14 protein-coding genes are annotated in these 15,810 nt (G+C 40.6%); 12 read left to right on the top strand and 2 right to left on the bottom strand.

Translation table 11 applies throughout. The annotated features are described in order from the left end of the window. Positions 1-100: 100 nt before the first annotated feature. From V7K55_RS19375 to V7K55_RS19365, 3 genes are all read left to right on the top strand, one after another. Entirely contained in the window at positions 101-2,158 is a 2,058-nt protein-coding gene (locus tag V7K55_RS19375) for a protein phosphatase 2C domain-containing protein (protein WP_334834212.1), read from the top strand. A gap of 187 nt (positions 2,159-2,345) precedes the next feature. Continuing rightward, positions 2,346-2,606, top strand: coding sequence for a hypothetical protein (locus V7K55_RS19370; protein ID WP_334834211.1), 261 nt, complete (start codon positions 2,346-2,348; stop codon positions 2,604-2,606). Positions 2,607-2,773: 167 nt separating this feature from the next. Beyond that, the gene (locus tag V7K55_RS19365; protein WP_334834210.1) at positions 2,774-3,292 is read left to right on the top strand and encodes a DUF2079 domain-containing protein; all 519 of its coding nucleotides are present in this window, start codon (positions 2,774-2,776) and stop codon (positions 3,290-3,292) included. A 30-nt stretch (positions 3,293-3,322) separates the two neighbouring features. Here the strand turns inward: V7K55_RS19365 and V7K55_RS19360 are convergent, their stop codons facing one another. Continuing rightward, positions 3,323-4,267, bottom strand: a complete 945-nt coding sequence (locus V7K55_RS19360) for a 1-aminocyclopropane-1-carboxylate deaminase/D-cysteine desulfhydrase (RefSeq protein ID WP_334834208.1) — start codon at positions 4,265-4,267, stop codon at positions 3,323-3,325. 208 nt (positions 4,268-4,475) lie between these two features. Here V7K55_RS19360 and V7K55_RS19355 point away from each other — a divergent pair, with 208 nt between their 5' ends. The 9 genes from V7K55_RS19355 (at position 4,476) to purU (ending at position 14,491) form a co-directional block, all read left to right on the top strand. Beyond that, complete coding sequence (locus V7K55_RS19355; RefSeq protein WP_334834206.1) at positions 4,476-6,206, top strand: diflavin flavoprotein; 1,731 nt, start codon at positions 4,476-4,478, stop codon at positions 6,204-6,206. Between the two features lie 83 nt (positions 6,207-6,289). Further along, positions 6,290-6,802 (top strand): phosphate-starvation-inducible PsiE family protein, encoded by a 513-nt coding sequence (locus V7K55_RS19350; RefSeq protein WP_334834204.1) that lies wholly within the window; start codon positions 6,290-6,292, stop codon positions 6,800-6,802. 157 nt (positions 6,803-6,959) lie between these two features. After that, entirely contained in the window at positions 6,960-8,696 is a 1,737-nt protein-coding gene (locus V7K55_RS19345) for a diflavin flavoprotein (RefSeq protein ID WP_334834202.1), read from the top strand. A 178-nt stretch (positions 8,697-8,874) separates the two neighbouring features. After that, positions 8,875-9,033 carry a hypothetical protein gene (locus tag V7K55_RS19340; RefSeq protein WP_334834200.1) on the top strand — a complete coding sequence of 53 codons (159 nt, stop codon included), beginning with the start codon at positions 8,875-8,877 and terminating at the stop codon, positions 9,031-9,033. A gap of 163 nt (positions 9,034-9,196) precedes the next feature. After that, positions 9,197-10,201 (top strand): ABC transporter ATP-binding protein, encoded by a 1,005-nt coding sequence (locus V7K55_RS19335; RefSeq protein ID WP_334834198.1) that lies wholly within the window; start codon positions 9,197-9,199, stop codon positions 10,199-10,201. Continuing rightward, complete coding sequence (locus tag V7K55_RS19330; RefSeq protein ID WP_334834196.1) at positions 10,202-11,014, top strand: ABC transporter permease; 813 nt, start codon at positions 10,202-10,204, stop codon at positions 11,012-11,014. 157 nt (positions 11,015-11,171) lie between these two features. Beyond that, positions 11,172-12,908: a GldG family protein gene (locus tag V7K55_RS19325; RefSeq protein ID WP_334834193.1), complete on the top strand. Its 1,737-nt coding sequence runs from the start codon at positions 11,172-11,174 to the stop codon at positions 12,906-12,908. Between the two features lie 77 nt (positions 12,909-12,985). Beyond that, complete coding sequence (locus V7K55_RS19320; RefSeq protein WP_334834191.1) at positions 12,986-13,612, top strand: DUF4340 domain-containing protein; 627 nt, start codon at positions 12,986-12,988, stop codon at positions 13,610-13,612. 24 nt (positions 13,613-13,636) lie between these two features. Then, positions 13,637-14,491 carry a formyltetrahydrofolate deformylase gene (gene purU, locus V7K55_RS19315; RefSeq protein WP_334834189.1) on the top strand — a complete coding sequence of 285 codons (855 nt, stop codon included), beginning with the start codon at positions 13,637-13,639 and terminating at the stop codon, positions 14,489-14,491. 270 nt (positions 14,492-14,761) lie between these two features. On the opposite strand, the gene V7K55_RS19310 is transcribed toward purU, so the two are convergent. Next, positions 14,762-15,397 (bottom strand): PEP-CTERM sorting domain-containing protein, encoded by a 636-nt coding sequence (locus tag V7K55_RS19310; protein WP_334834187.1) that lies wholly within the window; start codon positions 15,395-15,397, stop codon positions 14,762-14,764. Positions 15,398-15,810: the final 413 nt, after the last annotated feature.

Here is a 15,810-nt window from a genome sequence, read left to right as displayed (position 1 = left end):
GCTAGCGGTACACGAATCCAGTCTATTCTAGCCTTCAAGTCATTGCCAGCTAAATGTAATCGAAATTCATGAGTTGATTGGTTTTTTAATTTATACTTTTATGATTTCTACTCAACTGACAATTTATTGTATAAATCCAAACTGTCATAGCCCCATTAATCCGATGGGAGATCGTGTTTGTGCTAGTTGCCAAACTCCTTTGGTTCACCGCTATATTTGGGCTACTGGCTCATTGTCTGCTCAAATCACACCAGGCACAAAGGTAGCAGACAGATATGGGGTAGTTACTCACCAAATTTGGCTGGATACTCAACCGGGACTGCCGCCAGATGTCCCTGAAGAATTGCCAAAGGAAGTAATTCCTTATCTACAGTTATATCAAGAAAGGTTACATCTGCCCCAGGCTTATGGGTTTGCTAGTGATGGTGAGGAAGATACAACTAATATCCTCTTATTAGAAAATGTACCGATAGATGAGAGAGGAAATATCTATCCAACTATTGTTGAGGCATGGGAGCAAGCAACGGCGGTAAGACAAGTTTATTGGCTGTGGCAAATTCTTCAACTTTGGACACCTTTATCAGAATTAGGACTTAGCCGCAGTTTACTAGTAGTAGACAATTTAAGAGTCCAAGGTTGGTGTGTGCGACTATTAGAACTCTACCAAACACCAGAAGATAAGAAGCTGAGTTTACAAAATCTGGGTGAGTGTTGGCAGTTTTGGGTAGCTACTGCAAAGACATCAGTAGCTAAAGGGTTACAAAACATAGTCCAGGAAATGTGTGAAACTGAAGTTGAGTTGGATGATATTGCTACTCAACTTAATGGTTTATTACTAGCATCTGCGGCAGAATTGCCATTGGTTTTGAAGGTGGCAGGCTCTACAGATATTGGCCCAATTATGGCGCAAAATGAAGATGCTTGCTACCCCAACGCTTTGAGTGATTTAGATGAACCTTTATTGTCTTGCTTGTCAATTGTTTGCGATGGCATTGGCGGGCACGAAGGCGGCGAGGTTGCGAGTAAATTAGCAGTGCAGTCTGTAAAGTTGCAAATTCGCGCCTTGCTAGCGGAGGTAACAGAACAAACTGTACTTATATCACCAGAGTTGTTGCAAGAACAATTAGAAGCAAGCTTACGGGTGGTAAATAATCTGATTTGTGCCCGCAACAACGAACAAAAACGCCAAGGGAAAGAACGCATGGCTACAACCATTGTCATGGCGTTGCAAGTTCCACAACGAGTGCAGACCAGTACTGGATGGCAATCAAATAATACCCATGAACTTTACTTGGCTAATGTTGGTGATAGCCGTGCCTACTGGATTACTCGAAACTATTGTCAGCTACTGACAGTAGATGATGATGTGGCGACGCGGGAAGTCCGCTTTGCTAAAAATTTGTATCGAAAAGCACTGATTAGAACAGATGCTACTGCCTTAACTCAAGCATTGGGGACAAGAAATTCAGAATCTTTGCGTCTCAAGGTTCAGCGATTCATTGTGGAAGAAGATGGCATATTACTACTGTGTTCTGATGGTTTAAGTGATAATAACAGGGTGGAACAATCTTGGCAGGATTATGCGATACCCGTGTTAACAGGTGACATGACAGTTGAAGATGCCGTCCGCAACTGGATTAACCTAGCAAACGAAAAAAATGGGCGTGATAATACGTCGGTTGTTCTCAGTTATTGCCGTGTTTCTCCAGAATATTTAGTACCTGCGACTCCGGCGTTGCCAGAAGAAATTATAGAAGCAGAAATACAAGAAGAAGCAGAGGAACAAGAGGAACAAGAGGAACAAGAGGAACAAGAAGAACAAGAGGAACAAGAGGAACAAGAGGAACAAGAGGAATTAATTTCTGTCACAGAAAGTTCGCAAACTTTGCTAGATTTGGATCTAAATTTGGATCTAAATTTGGATGTAGATTTAGATATCTCAGAGGAATCAGTTACAAGCCCAGAAATTCCACCAACTTTAATTACAAAACCTAATCGGAGTAAACGTTTAGTGATGCTTGGGGGAGTGTTAGCGTTGCTTGTCGGTGGTACAAGTTTAGGATTATTTACTTGGTGGCAAATTAATCCCCAAGCATTCCAGCAAATGTGTCGGCAAGTTCCTCAAAAAGTGCAGCAATTGTGTTCGGAGGGAAAATAGGAAATGAGGAATGGGAATAATAGGTTATACATGACATTGGCGATTCGTCACCTACCCCATTTCTAACCTGATTAGAATCAAATATTGCTCAGGAGTTGGGCTGGTGTGTGTACTTCGCACTAATATTAGATTATCTAGAGTAAGCAGATTACTTGTCTTAAAATTTACTTAACAAAGGCGGTAAAAAATGAGCCGGATAAATCCTTATACACTGCAATTGCAGATTACCCGAATGTTTGAGCAAGGGCAATCATTTTTTGCCACAACCAAGGTGCAAGAATGGTTGAAAGAACACAAACACAATCCAGAAGATTATGAGATTATTTTCCACAAAAAACCTGCACCTCCTGGTTCCAAAGAAGTAATGGTAGTGGAAATTGAATTACGCCGCAAAGATGGACAATCTGTAGATCCTTGGTTGCAGGAACAAGCAAATATCCATGCTTGATGTCGTTTAATTCATATTATCTTAACAGAATTTACTAAAAACGAGCGTTCCCAATTGCGGAACGCTCTTTGTTCTCTTTGTTTTAATCATAAATACCTTTTAAAATCATTAAAATCTGAACAAATCAGAACTCACAAAGAAATGGTATAAGGCAAAGTATTTTTGTTATGTTATTATTAAATATTTTTTCTGATTATGCAGCACAACGGGATTTAGCTCATCATTACTCATTACCTATTTTCCCTTTTATTATTGTATGGTTAATATATTCTATAAAAGAATATCAGCGAGAAAATAAGAGGCGTTGGTTACAACCTAAAATATTAATAACTTCTGCTATTCTTTCTTTTTTAGTGTTAGCTAAATATGATTTTTTCGTAACCCGTTATTTATCAAACTTGCCTAATCTTCCTTCTCTATATACTGCTGTAAGTTTAGTTGAAACTAAGGAAAGTGTTTTAACTACAGCAAAGATCGCTCCCCATTTAGCTAAACGTCAAACGATTAAGTTAGTCAATCAAGAATGGAAAGGGGAAAACGATAATGAAATTTTTAAGTACATACTTTTAGATTTAATAAATAATAAACCTGAGTTTAATCCTGATTTAATATACCAACTGAGAAACAGTTCTACTTTCAAACTTGTGTACGAAGCTGATGACGTTTATTTGTTTGTAAGGGTATGATACAGCAATTTTCCTTTGCATAAAGTATGCTTAACGTTGTAGATATCGCTTCTCTATGCCGATGTTTCCCTGTAAACCTCCTGTGTGTACCAGCAGCAACGAATCTCCTTGATAAAAAAATCCTTGCTGTAGTAAATCCATTACTCCGTAAAACATTTTGGCGGTATATACGTAATCAAGAGGTATGCCATGTTCTTCCTTGAATTGTTGGCTAAATACCAGTAATTCATTGTTCACCTTTGCATAGCCACCAAAGTGATAATCACACATCAATTCCCAGGAAGCGGGGGAGTTAGATGGTGCAGGTAAACCAGAGGCGAGGTAATTTGTCAATAAACTTTCGATTTCTTGTGCAAGAAATTCGCCATTTTTGAGAACTGGAAAAGCGATCGCTCTTTGTCCCTCATACAATGAAAGCGCAATACCAGCCAGTGTGGTAGCTGTACCACAGGCTACGCATATATAATCAAATCGGTAGCTAGGCGTAGGCATCGCATCACCAACGATCTCTGTGCAACCGCGTACACCATTTAAATTACTCCCGCCTTCGGGAATGATAAACACCTCACCAAAGCGCTGTTGCAGATATTCCTGTAGCGCTGCTGTGTTGCGCTGTCGATACATTTCGCGGTTCAAATACACAAGCTGCATACCCTGTTGGAGAGCAAAACTCAGCGTTGGGTTTAGTGGTAGCGTCTCCTCTCCACGAATTACACCAATGGTACGAAAACCGAAAAGATTACCAGCCGCCGCAGTTGCATAGATGTGATTGGAATAAGCGCCGCCAAAAGTAAGCAGCGTTGTAAAATTTTTCTCCTTGGCCTCTAAAAGATTGTATTTCAGCTTAAACCACTTATTGCCGTTAACCCACGGGTGCATGAGATCCAGGCGCAGCACATACAGATCAACACCAGCGTGGCGGGCGATTTCGCCGTTGATTTTTTGTATGGGAGGAGGAAAAAATATTAACGACATTCCTAAAGATTTTAACTGATTATTTACATTTTCTCACATTCATTATTGATGGTAAACATTGAGTAATTCAATGGTAAATCAATCTAAATGATGAATAAAACTTTCTGATGATTAGCTTTAGAAATTGGCATTTTACTAATTGACTATTTCAGGTAAATATAAGAGACATAACGCTCGCTTCACATAACAATCTTTTTGGAGAAAACAAATGGTTGCACTCATACAGCCCACTCAAGTTACTCCCAACCCAGGACGTTTGACGGTTGAAACTGTTGAAATTGCTCCTCAAACAACTGCTATTCGTTGTCTAGACTGGGATAGAGAACGTTTTGATGTCGAGTTTGGTTTACGGAATGGTACGACTTATAATTCTTTCTTAATTCAGGGAGAAAAAGTTGCCTTAGTTGACACATCTCACCGCAAGTTTGAGGAATTATATCTTGAGATAGTGGTGGGATTAATCGATCCAACTAAAATAGATTATTTGATTATTAGCCACACAGAACCCGATCACAGTGGCTTAGTAAAAAATATTTTGCAATTAGCTCCTTCCATTACTATTGTCGGTGCTAAGGTAGCTATTCAATTTTTAGAAAATATGGTTCACCAGCCTTTTAAATCAATGCAGGTGAAAAGTGGAGAGCGATTAGATTTAGGGAACGGACACGAATTAGAATTTATCTCTGCACCTAACTTACACTGGCCTGATACAATCTTTACTTATGACCACAAAACTAGCACTCTTTACACCTGTGATGTGTTTGGGATGCACTACTGTGATGACCATACTTATGATGAAAATATCACCTTACTTGAGGAAGATTTTCAATATTATTATGATTGTCTCATGGGGCCTAATGCCCGGTCTGTTTTAGCAGCTTTAAAGCGGATTGAAAAGTTAGAAATAAAAACAGTTGCTACAGGACATGGGCCGTTACTACAAGAATATATTTCAGAATGGCTTGGACGGTATCAAAACTGGAGTTTAGAACAAGCAAAAACAGAGGCTTTAGTAGCTCTATTTTATGTTGAAGATTATGGGCATAGCGAGCAGTTAGTCCGTACCATAGCTCATGGATGTGCGAAAACAGGCGTAGCTGTAGAATTATTTCCTCTCAATAGTTCAGAGCCTCAAGAAGTTAGAGAATTAGTGGCACAATCTTCTGGTTTAGTAATTGCAATGCCACCTCAATCTTCGGTGATGGCTCAAGTGGCTTTAAGCACTATTTTAGCTGCTGTTAACAAGAAACAGGCTGTTGGTTTATTAGAGTCGGGAGGGGGAGAAGATGAACCCATTTATCCTTTACGCAATAAGTTTCAAGAACTGGGATTAACTGAAGCTTTTCCTCCTATTTTAGTTAAAGAAATCCCTACTCAAGCAACGGAACAGCTTTGTGATGAAGCGGGGACAGATTTAGGTCAATGGTTGAACCGCGATCGCACCATTAAACAAATCAAATCTATCAATACTGAGTTAGAGAAAGCTTTAGGGCGGATTACCACAGGATTATACATCATCACCGCCAAAAAAGGAGAAGTTCAGAGTGCAATGTTGGCTTCTTGGGTGACACAAGCCAGTCTTGAGCCTTTAGGAGTTGCGATCGCAGTATCTAAAGACCGGGCAATTGAATCCTTGATGCACGTTGGCGATCGCTTTGTTTTAAATGTTTTAGAAGAAGGGAAATATCAAGGATTAATGAAACATTTCCTCAAACGTTTTGCTCCTGGTGCAGATAGATTTGCGGGAGTGAAAACATATCCAGCTAAAAATGAATCGCCGGTTTTAGCTGAAGCTCTAGCTTACATGGAATGTGAAATTACTAGCCGCATGGATTGTGGAGATCATTGGGTAATTTATAGCACAGTCCAAACTGGAAGAGTTGCCAAGTTAGATGCACTTACTGCCGCCCATCACCGCAAAATTGGCAATCATTATTAAATTGGGCATGGGGCATTGGTTATTCTCCTGTTCTGCCTAATCTTCTCAACTCCTCACTCCTCACTATTCAATTACAGAAAGCTATGTATAAATCTGTTGATAATACCCCGATTAGCATGTATGAAATCAATCGGGGGCGCGTAGTACGAAGTTTGGAATTTATCCAAGATATAATTGTAATTTCTCTGTGTATTGGTTTATTTAGCTTCATGGTGCTTCAGGTGAGAGATATGTTTCTCTCCTTACTTCCGCCTCTAGATTTTCATGCTGTTACTGCCGATATTCTCTTTTTACTGATCTTAGTTGAGCTATTCCGATTGTTAATTATTTACCTACAGGAACATCGAGTATCTATTGGCGTAGCTGTTGAAGTTTCCATTGTTTCGGCTTTGCGAGAAGTAATTGTTAAAGGTGTTCTAGAAACTAATTGGAGTCAAATTTTAGCAACTTGTGCCTTTTTATTAGTGCTAGGAGTGCTACTGGTTCTCCGAGTTTGGCTACCCCCTACCTTTGAAGGTATTGATCCAGAACAAGAAGCATCTAAACGCTATAAAAACCGAGCCAAGTCTGAATTAATACAAACCAATGGTCATTAAAAGTAGGGAATGGGTAAACAAGGGGACAAGGTGAGAACTTGCAACAAGTCTTTCCCAATTCCCAATTCCCAATTCCCAATTCCCAATTCTCAATTCCCAATTCTCAATTCCCAATTCTCAATTCCCAATTCTCAATTCCCAATTAAGAAAGGTTATTATGTCTGTTGCAACATTAACGCCCAACCACAGCAGAGATGTCCAAGTTGCTGAAATTGGTAAAAATACTCTGATTCTCCGATCGCGGACTTGGGACAGACTAAAATTTGAAGTGGAATATTCCCGTCAACGGGGAACTACAGCAAATTCTTATCTGATTCAAGCTGATAAAAAGGCTTTAATTGACCCTCCCGGCGAATCGTTTACCGAAATTTACCTTGAGCAACTTGCACAACGTCTAGATTTCATTACCCTAGATTACATTGTTCTCAGTCATGTCAACCCAAACCGTAGAGCAACCTTACAAGTTTTGCTCTCTCTGGTTCCTCAAGCTACTCTCATTTGTTCTCGCCCCGCCGCTAATGCTCTAAAAACTGCCTTTCCCGAATTTGAATCACCTATTCAAGCGGTGCGATCGGGCGATACTCTAGATTTAGGACAAGGACATCTTCTCTCATTTGTCACCGTACCTACTCCCCGGTGGGCTGATGGACTTTGTACTTATGATTCTGCAACGAAAATTCTCTACACAGATAAACTTTTTGGCGCTCATATTTGCGAAGATACTTTGTTTGATGAAGATTGGAAGGGGTTAGATGCGGAACGTCGTTATTATTTTGAATGTCTTCATGCACCGCAAGCTAAACAAGTTGAAGTAGCTTTAGATAAAATATCGGTTTTAGGAGCCAGATGTTATGCCCCAGCACACGGGCCAGTTGTGCGTTATAGCCTCAGCCGTTTTACTTATGACTACCGTCAATGGTGTCAAGGACAAAAATCTCAAGAATTGAGTGTCGCTTTGCTTTATGCTTCTGCTTATGGTAATACAGCAATTATGGCGAATGCGATCGCACAAGGTTTGATTCAAAATGGAATTAATGTACAATCAATCAATTGTGAATTAGCAGATTCTGCCGAGATTAACCGCATTGTCGAAACTTCCGATGGCTTGATTATCGGCTCACCTACATTAGGCGGCCATGCACCGACTCAAATTCAAACAGCTTTAGGAATAGTTCTCTCTGTGGCGGCTAAAACTAAGTTAGCAGGGGTGTTTGGTTCCTACGGTTGGAGTGGCGAGGCAATAGATTTAATCGAAAGCAAGCTCAAAGATGCTAATTATCAACTAGGATTTGAAACAATTCGAGTGCGTTTTAGCCCGACTCCTGAAATTCTTCAGCAGTGTCAAGAAGCGGGTGCGTCTTTTGCTCAAAACTTAAAGAAAACCAAAAAATTGCGGACTTCCCGCCAGGTTGTAACAGAAACCCATGTTGATCGTACCGAACAAGCGGTGGGGCGGATTATTGGTTCTTTGTGTGTTGTGACAACTCGTGATGAAGAAACCCACAAAGGGGTTTTAACTTCTTGGATATCTCAGGCAACTTTTAACCCGCCAGGAATTATGATTGCGATCGCAAACGAGCAAAATGCAGAGTTAATGCATCATCCTGGCGATCAATTTGTGCTGAATATCCTTAAAGAAGGCAGAAATGTCCGACGCTATTTTTCTCGTCACAGCACTTTAGGCGATAATCCCTTTGCAAATCTTTCCACAAAAACTGCTGATAATGGTTGTTTGATTTTGAATGAGGCATTAGCCTATTTAGAATGTACGGTGCAAAATCAGCTTGAATGTGGCGATAGATGGTTAATTTATGCCGTCATCAATCATGGTGAAGTGTTGGAAAATGATGGTATCACTGCTTTGGAGCATCGAAAATCTGGCAGCTATTATTAATGTGACTTTTCACGTTATATGGAAAACCTCTCTCTAAATCTCTCTCCTAAGAGGAGAGAGACTTTGAATTTTCCCCTTCCCACGTCGGGAAGGAGGGGGTTAGGTTCTTCCTGCGCTTTCCTACATAACGTGAAAAGTCAGGTACACACAAGTCTTTTAGAGTTGCAATGACATTGTTTTGGCTGACAATGCCATTGTTTCGCCTAACAATACGATTGTTCCGATTGACAATAGCATTGTTTCCATTGACAATGCCATTGTTTCGACTAACAATGCGATTGTTTCCGTTGACAATGCTGACTTTTCACGGGATTTAGAAAACCTTTCTTCTCATTAAGAGGAGAGAGGTTTTAATTTTTCCCCCTTCTTTAATATGCAAAGGGATTAGAGTTTTCAGGAACTTTACCCGTTGTCGGCTAATCTTAGTGCCAGTCCCCCATACTCAATATTGCGATCTAAGATTGTTGGGTATCTTATAAATTGCGATCGCCACTATACGGATGATTGAAGTTGAACATCTGAGTAAAATATACGGCTCTACCCCAGCGATTACTGATGTTACTTTTAGCGTCGAACCTGGGGAGATTTTAGGGCTTCTTGGCCCCAATGGCGCTGGTAAAACCACAACCATGCGGATTCTCGCTGGTTATTTACCGGCAACAAATGGAAATGCCCGCATTGCTGGTTATGATGTCCATGAAAATTCCCTGGCTGTGCGCCAACGAATTGGTTATTTGCCGGAAACACCGCCGTTATATCCAGACATGACGGTTGAGGGATTTTTGCATTTTGTCGCCCAAATTAAGGGAGTATCAGCAGGCGATCGCCCCAACAAGGTAACAGCCGCCATCAAACGCTGCAACTTAGAAGATAAGCGGCGAGTGATTATTCGCAAACTCTCTAAAGGATACCGCCAACGTGTCGGAATTGCTCAAGCGATCGTCCACGATCCACCAGCGATTATTCTCGATGAACCCACCGTTGGACTCGATCCTCGACAAATCATAGAAGTGCGGAATTTAATCAAAAGCCTCGCTGGTACTCACACAATTATCCTTTCCACGCACATTTTGCCAGAAGTGAGCATGACTTGTAGCCGTGTCGCCATCATAAATCGCGGCAAAGTTGTGGCAACTAATACACCAGAAAACTTGATGACTCAGTTGACAGGTGGTTCGGGATATGAATTGGAAATAGAAGGAGAAGCTGCCTTAGCGAAACAGGTATTGCAAAATGTTGCAGGTGTGAGTTTGATAGAATCGATTCCCACAGCCGGAGGACATCAACCGCAGATAAATCGCGCTTACCTGCGGGTGATATCGCAACCAGGAAAAGAACCAGGAAAGGATATTGTGGCCACATTAGTGCGTGCAGGATTCGGTTTACATGAACTGCGGCGAGTTAACGCTACCTTAGAAGATGTATTCTTGCAACTAACCACAGAAGAAAAGAACTTCGAGACTGAAGTAGACTTAGCAGCAGACAACAAAGGAGAGGCAGCGTAAATGGGTATAGTGCTGAGTAATATTATTGCCATTTATCGCCGAGAGTTACAGAGTTATTTTGTATCGCCTTTAGCTTATGCGATCGCAGGCATATTTTGGTTCATCGCCGGGTTATTCTTCGTGATGATTTTGCTAGGGCCAGATGGCATTTTGCTAGGAGTGGCGGCCATAGATGCACAAGGGCAACAACTCGGAGTACCAACACCGCCGATAGATGTCCCCTACGAATTCGTTCGGGCATTTTTGGATCGTATGGGGTGGCTATTGTTGTTTATCTTGCCGATTCTCTCGATGGGACTCTATGCCGAAGAACGGAAGCGCGGCACTTTAGAACTATTAGCCACATCACCAATTACCAATTGGGCGGTAGCCGTAGGTAAGTTATTAGGTGTGCTAACATTTTTTACCACAATGGTTGTACCCATGTTAGTGTTGGAAGCGATCGCAATCAGTGGCTCGAATCCACCAATGGCGTTCTCAATTCCCTTACTGGGTCATTTTGGATTAATCTTACTAGCAGCAGCAATTTTATCTATAGGAATGTTTATTTCTTCCTTAACAGACAGCACAATTCTGTCTGCTGTTTTCACATTTGCAGTAATTTTATTATTGTTATTGATTGATTTAATCGCCAGAATTGTCCCTGGCCCAGTAGGTGAAGCTTTAGGTTATCTGTCGTTGCTGAAAAATTACAACACTTTAATTCAAGGAATTTTTGATACCAGCGCCTTAATTTTATTCGCCAGTTACATTTTTCTGGGCATCTTTCTCACCGCTCAATCAATTGATGCACTACGTTTTCAAAGGCAGTAGTTTTATGAGTTATGAGTTGACAGTTAGGAGTAAGGAGTTAAAAGTCATCAGGACTTAAGCAAAATAATGAAAAATGAACCGCAAAGGACACAAAGGAATAAGAGTTTAAGATAGTCGAACACTCATAATTCCTAATTCCTCACTTCAGTTTAAGAATATGAATATAGTTGCAAAAAAGAAACTGTGGAAATATCTGTTTTGGTTAGGCCCATTCCTAATTGCTGTCGGCTTAACAGTTGGGTTAGTCTCTGAACAGTGGAGACTAATTCCATTAGCATTTCTGATTACAGGAATTGTAATCAGTGGATTAGGGATAATATGGCAAAGCTATGAGACTAACTGGTGGAAACGTCGCTCTACCCAAGCTGGGACTAATGCCTTAGTAGCAACTCTAGCAGTGTTGGCAATTTTGGGATTGATTAACTTTTTGGGGACTCGCTATCACTTGCGGGCAGACTTAACAGAAAGTCAATTGTTTACCCTTGCGCCTCAGTCACGAGAATTGGTGAGTGCTTTACCACAACCAGTTAAAGTGTGGGTATTTGATATTAACCAAAATCCCCAAGACCGAGAATTACTAGAAAATTATCAACGGCAAAGCTCAAAATTTAAATATGAGTATATTGACCCCCAAGCTAGGCCAGGATTGGCAGAAAAGTTTGGCGTTAAAGATTACGGGGAAGTTTATTTAGAATCTGGGGATAAACGGCAATTAGTACAAACAGTAAATCAAAATGAGCGTTTGTCAGAAATCAGATTAACTAGTCGGCTGCAACAACTAACAAATTCAACCACAGCCAAAGTTTACTTACTCCAGGGTCATGGCGAACGCCAACTTTCGCCTGGTAAAGATGCAATATCACAAGCAGTTCAGGGATTAGGCGACAAAAACTTTACAACATCACCTCTGAATTTAGGAGAAACTTCTAAAGTTCCTCAAGATGCGTCTGTAGTAATAGTAGCAGGCCCCAAGCGAGGGCTATTTGAAGGCGAAGTCAAAGCTTTGCAAGAATATCTGAATCGCGGTGGTAACTTACTGCTGATGATCGATCCGAATACCGATCCCAAACTTGACAGCTTGCTACAAGAGTGGGGTGTTCGTCTAGACAATCGTTTAGCAGTCGATGTCTCTGGCGAAAGCGTAGTCGGACTTGGCCCTGCTGCACCCTTAGTCACAGAATACGGACAACATCCAATTACCAAAGATTTCGGTAACGGTAATTCTTTTTATCCGATTTCCCGTCCCCTGGAAATTACCTCTGTGCCTGGTGTTCAGGCTACTCCATTGCTACGAACCAAACCCTATCCCAAAAGCTGGGCAGAAAGCGACCTCCAAAGCGAAAAATTGGAGTTTAATGAAGGTAAAGACCTAAAAGGGCCTTTAACCTTGGGCGTTGCTTTAACAAGAAAACAAGCAGCTAAATCTGCTTCCATTCCCCAAGCTGCACCGGCACCTTCGCCCCTGCCATCACCAACCACTCAAGGCAAAGCTACCCCCACTCCTTCGCCCTCCCGCAAGACTCCACAAGCTTCACCCCTGCCATCACCAACCACCCAAGGCAAAGCTACCACCACTCCGACACCTGCGGCTACTGCTTCCCCAACTCCCTCATCTCAAACTGCTACTGAGTCGCGGTTAGTAGTTTTAGGAAATTCTAGTTTCGCCACCGATGGCTTGTTTCAACAGCAATTAAATGGGGATGTATTCCTCAACTCAGTTACTTGGCTGAGTCAACAGGATCAGCAACCCCTTTCCATTCGCCCCAAGGAACCGAAAAACCGTCGGATAACCCTGACAACCACACAAGGTAATTTTTTAATATTGTCATCTCTTTTAATTTTGCCTTTAATTGGATTTGCGATCGCAGTTATTATCTGGTGGAAACGACGGTAAGAAGTGAGTTAGAAGTTAGGAGTTATAAATACTAACTCTTCACGAACGACAAATGACAAATGACAAATGACTAAAAAATGAAATTGCCGAGAACGACTTTAATTTTGATACTGCTAGCGCTGGGTTTAGGTGGTTTTGTTTACTTTTCTGAGATTCGGGGTGCGGCTGTCCGAGAAGAAACGAAGGAGCAAAAGCAGAAAATTTTCTCTTTTGAAGCAGATGATGTGCAATCTCTAACAGTCAAAACAAAAAAACTCACCCTAAATCTAGAACGTAACCCTGAATCTAGTAACCCAAAGTGGGTCATCAAATCCCCAATATCGGGGCCAGCCAATGATGCTATTGTTTCTTATTTAATGGATTTGTTGGTCAAAGGTAATAGCGATCGCACCTTATCAACTCCAGCAAAGGAGCTTGGACAATTTACCTTAGATCAACCCCCAGCTACTATCAATATCACCTTAAAAAACCGGCAAAACCATCAGTTGATTTTGGGTAAATCTAACTTTAACGGACGTTTCTTGTATGCTCAAGCTGACCCTCCGACAAAACCCGATGGAAATATAAATGTACTGTTGGTATCTACAGATTTTGCAAATGCCGTGAATCGGGAACTATCAGAGTGGCAGCAACCGGTAGATAATAGTCAGAAACTACCTTCTTCGCTCACCATTCCTAAACCGAGTCCGACAAACAGCAAATAATTAATTAAAAAATCTGGCGATATTATGACAAATCCGACAGCAACATTGCTGATTTCCTGTCCAGATCAACAGGGACTAGTGGCGAAATTTGCTAATTTCATCTATTCTAACGGTGGTAATATTATCCATGCAGATCAGCATACAGATTTTGCTGCTGGGTTATTTCTCACTCGCATTGAATGGCAGCTAGAGGGGTTTAATTTACCGCGAGAATTCATTGCCCCTGCTTTTAATTCCATTGCTCAACCTTTAGGTGCTAAGTGGGAAATACGTTTTTCTGATACAGTACCACGCATTGCTATTTGGGTAAGTCGGCAAGACCATTGTCTATTTGATTTGATTTGGCGACAACGTGCTAAAGAATTTATTGCTGAAATTCCTTTAATTATTAGTAACCATGCTAGTTTAAAGGTAGTTGCAGAACAATTTAATATCGACTTTCAGCACGTTTCTATTACTAAAGATAATAAATCAGCACAAGAAGCCCAACAACTAGAATTACTCCACCAGTACAAAATAGATTTAGTTGTATTGGCGAAATATATGCAGATTGTTAGTGCAGATTTCATTAGTCAATTTCCGCAAATTATTAATATACATCATTCATTTTTACCAGCTTTTATCGGTGCGAATCCCTATCACCGAGCTTTTAAACGTGGGGTAAAAATTATTGGGGCAACGGCTCATTATGCCACTGCTGATTTAGATGCAGGGCCAATTATTGAACAAGATGTAGTTCGAGTTAGCCACCGGGATGAAGTTGATGATTTGGTGAGAAAAGGCAAAGATTTGGAGAGAGTTGTATTAGCAAGAGCGGTGCGATCGCACTTACAAAATCGTGTATTGGTATACGGTAATAGGACAGTGGTATTTGAGTGATTTTGAAAATTTAATTTTGTCTTATTCCGCATACGCAGATTTTGTTTGTGTAGCCGCGAATTCCATTTGATAGAACTTAAGCTGACACTAATATCAATGACATCTGTGTTAACCCACGCTAAGGTTAGGCTGTTGACTCTATGCCTTTTTAGGAGTTAAAAGTCATGCAGAATATATGACACAAAAATAACATGAACCAAAAAAACCTAAATTCAATCAAAGTCAACAGCCTACGCTAAGGTTTAATTAGCTGAAGATTTCTGCATGTTTTTAGGAAACTTTTTTAAGCTTCTTCTCAGTGAATTTGGATCGCTTATTCTGTTTGATTGCTGAACCAGCGCAGAGAGTACCGAGGGCAAGTAAGCTAAGAACTGAGGTGGGTTCAGGGACAGTGATTATGGTTGCAGAAAAACTAATGGGTAACTCACTATCTTCCGGCCCAAAACTTTCCGACCCTAGTGTAATTGGCGGTGCAGAAAAAACCTCTAAATAACTTGGTGTCGGCAAAAAACTAGCGAAAAACGGACTAGAATAGTTTCCCCCCAATATAGAATACCCAAAACCATCACCTGTTAACTGCTGAGTATTAAGACTAATTAAATTGTCAACATTAAAAGGTTCGTTTCCTGGTATTGGAGTTCCGGCAGGTTGTAGACCAGTAATTGTTTCACCATTTCGTGTACCAGTAATTCCAGAAATCAGGTAAAAACCTAAATCGTTAGGGGTATTATTTGTTGTGAAAGTACCATTTGCTGCTATGCCAGTACCAGAATAATTCCAGTTCCAACTTAAAGCAGAGGCAGCTTGCATTGTGCCGAAAACTAATCCAGATGTTGCGGCGAAGGCTGTGACAGATAGTAGAGCTAGAGTTTTCATGGAAGTTTTCAGTGCAATTGTTTTCAGCATAGTCAGGAAGAATCGGCTCCTGTCGGTTGAGTTAAGTTACAGTGCAACCCAAAACCAATGGTAGTTTAGCATCAAAGATACCTATTTATATAGATAGATAAATTAAGATTTTGTTACTTAATGATAAAACTTATCCATTTGTATTGTTTCCTAAAAGAAACAAAAATATCTCCAAAACATATGATTTTTTTGGAGATATTTAATCAAGTCAAACGGAATTAACTTCTGGCGCTAATACTATTGGTAACAAGCCTTTTTTTCAGATAATTGCAATTTATTAAATGACTCTTATTGTTTAACTCAATTTACCGATCTACATTAATTTGATGAGATGCTTGTCGGCTAGTTGACAGGCTGTTTAAAGAGATTGATAAAGGAACTTAATACAGAAGTTGTGCTGTATCTACGCCTGT

The organism is Nostoc sp., assembly GCF_036919895.1.
In the GTDB taxonomy this organism is placed as follows: domain Bacteria; phylum Cyanobacteriota; class Cyanobacteriia; order Cyanobacteriales; family Nostocaceae; genus Nostoc.
Note: the sequence above shows the minus strand (reverse complement) of the source record. Positions and strands in the feature narration are given on the sequence as shown.

Bases quoted from the DNA above. Each gene is read 5' to 3' on its own strand.
- V7K55_RS19375 (WP_334834212.1), top strand. From the start codon at position 101: ATGATTTCTACTCAACTGACAATTTATTGTATAAATCCAAACTGTCAT.
- V7K55_RS19370 (WP_334834211.1), top strand. From the start codon at position 2,346: ATGAGCCGGATAAATCCTTATACACTGCAATTGCAGATTACCCGAATG.
- V7K55_RS19365 (WP_334834210.1), top strand. From the start codon at position 2,774: ATGTTATTATTAAATATTTTTTCTGATTATGCAGCACAACGGGATTTA.
- V7K55_RS19360 (WP_334834208.1), bottom strand. From the start codon at position 4,267: ATGTCGTTAATATTTTTTCCTCCTCCCATACAAAAAATCAACGGCGAA.
- V7K55_RS19355 (WP_334834206.1), top strand. From the start codon at position 4,476: ATGGTTGCACTCATACAGCCCACTCAAGTTACTCCCAACCCAGGACGT.
- V7K55_RS19350 (WP_334834204.1), top strand. From the start codon at position 6,290: ATGTATAAATCTGTTGATAATACCCCGATTAGCATGTATGAAATCAAT.
- V7K55_RS19345 (WP_334834202.1), top strand. From the start codon at position 6,960: ATGTCTGTTGCAACATTAACGCCCAACCACAGCAGAGATGTCCAAGTT.
- V7K55_RS19335 (WP_334834198.1), top strand. From the start codon at position 9,197: ATGATTGAAGTTGAACATCTGAGTAAAATATACGGCTCTACCCCAGCG.
- V7K55_RS19330 (WP_334834196.1), top strand. From the start codon at position 10,202: ATGGGTATAGTGCTGAGTAATATTATTGCCATTTATCGCCGAGAGTTA.
- V7K55_RS19325 (WP_334834193.1), top strand. From the start codon at position 11,172: ATGAATATAGTTGCAAAAAAGAAACTGTGGAAATATCTGTTTTGGTTA.
- V7K55_RS19320 (WP_334834191.1), top strand. From the start codon at position 12,986: ATGAAATTGCCGAGAACGACTTTAATTTTGATACTGCTAGCGCTGGGT.
- purU (WP_334834189.1), top strand. From the start codon at position 13,637: ATGACAAATCCGACAGCAACATTGCTGATTTCCTGTCCAGATCAACAG.
- V7K55_RS19310 (WP_334834187.1), bottom strand. From the start codon at position 15,397: ATGCTGAAAACAATTGCACTGAAAACTTCCATGAAAACTCTAGCTCTA.